At 50.9% G+C, this 1653-nt stretch carries 1 protein-coding gene; it reads left to right on the top strand.

What is annotated here, in order from left to right; genetic code table 11:
- Positions 1-253 precede the first annotated feature (253 nt).
- On the top strand, positions 254-1282 hold the full coding sequence (locus GJT30_18745; GenBank protein ID MSM41655.1) for an IS110 family transposase: 1029 nt from the start codon (positions 254-256) through the stop codon (positions 1280-1282).
- The last annotated feature ends 371 nt before the right edge of the window (positions 1283-1653 follow it).

Here is a 1653-nt window from a genome sequence, read left to right as displayed (position 1 = left end):
TGGATAGCCGGGGACGACAATTCGAGAAATGCGAGCCATGGTCGAACAATATGAGAATGCGCTCAGAGAGTCAAGGTGAAATCGGTATTGTGTCCCCCGAATTCACCCCAGAGAGTCAAGGTGAAATCGGTATTGTGTTTGAATGCATAAGTAAGAGTTGAAGAGGAAGCCTCCGGTGGTATTGAATGCTTGTATGAGCAAGCGGCTGGACCGGCAATGCCGTCCAGAATCAAATTACCACGAGGAGGCTTCCATGAATGCAATTTACTACATCGGCCTGGACATTCACAAGAAGACAATCGCTTACTGCATCAAACGGATTGACGGAGAGCTTGTTCGTCAGGGGATTGTTGCCGCAGAACGCAAGGCGCTGAAGAAGTGGCTGGTCGAACTGCCCGGCCCCTGGCACGGAGCCATGGAAGCCACGATTTTTACCGGCTGGGTGTACGATTTTCTGAAACCACATGCTCTTGAATTGAAAGTGGCTCACCCAGCCATGCTCAAGGCGATCACGGCAGCCAAGAAAAAGAATGACCGTGCCGACGCTGAAAAGATTGCCGATCTGTTACGGGTCAACCTGCTACCGGAATGCCATATGATGCCGGAAGAGTTACGGGAACTGCGGCGGGTGTTGCGCTATCGAAACATGATCGTCAGCACAGCCGTCAAGATGAAGAACAAAATGTCCGGTCTTCTTATGGAAGTCGGCGCTATCTATGACAAGAAAAGACTTCACGGCAGGAAGTACTTCGGTGCTCTTTTGGAGCGAGTTGAGGATGTGCCGGATTCGGTAAAAGCGTTATTAAAGATGAGCCGAAATGGCTTTGAAATGTTTGATGACATCCAGAAGAAGCTGGTAGCAGCGCTACGAAAAAACAACCTGATTCGGGAGCGAGTGCAACGATTGATGAGCATACCGGGAGTCGGTGAGGTTATGGCGCTGACCTGGGTACTGGAAATTGGAGAGGTATCCCGCTTCAGTTCTTCACGTGATGTAATCAGCTACTGTGGTCTTTGCAGCGATCAGCACGAATCTGCGGGTAGAGAACAGCGTGGACCGATCTCCAAGAAACGGAACAAACATTTGCAGACCAAGCTGATTGAAGCCGCCAAACTTGCACCACACTGGAATGAACAGTTGGGCCAGCTTCATGAAAAAGAGCTGGCTCGCGGCAACAGGAACCGCGCTACTCTGGTGGTAGCCCGCAAGCTGGTTGAATTTATGTTGGCGGTTGACCGGCGTGAAACCGGTTTCGAGTTATTGAAGAAAGCGGCGGCATAGCAGAACAGACATAACCTTCTTGCAGGACGATCTTCCCGCAGGGCCTCGCTATCTGGGGACTATGTGAGCCGTGAGGCTGCACAGCATTCATAATGTTTCGAGGCCGGCGGGTTGGCCCTAACTCAATCTTCCGCAACGGGTTACCTGTTGAGTGCATGACATCGTTACCGATGCCACGTACTCAACAGGTGATTATTCCGAAGGCGGCACATGGATGTCTGGTCGCATGATCGTAATCGTGTGGACCCAATAGAACGAGATTAAAAAGGTTGGAGAGCTGGAAGGGGCATCACAAAAGCTACCGGTGGCAATTCGGGAAGTTATGGGAAATCTCCGTTTTCCCCTTGACTTTACTTATCATGGATGTCCCC

It is taken from the genome of Geobacter sp. (assembly GCA_009684525.1).
Taxonomy (GTDB): Bacteria; Desulfobacterota; Desulfuromonadia; order Geobacterales; family DSM-12255; genus Geoanaerobacter.
The sequence above is the reverse complement of the archived record's forward strand: the minus strand, read 5'-3'. Positions and strand labels throughout refer to the sequence as shown.

Excerpts from the sequence above, each read along its gene's own strand:
- GJT30_18745 (MSM41655.1), top strand. The coding sequence starts at position 254 with ATGAATGCAATTTACTACATCGGCCTGGACATTCACAAGAAGACAATC.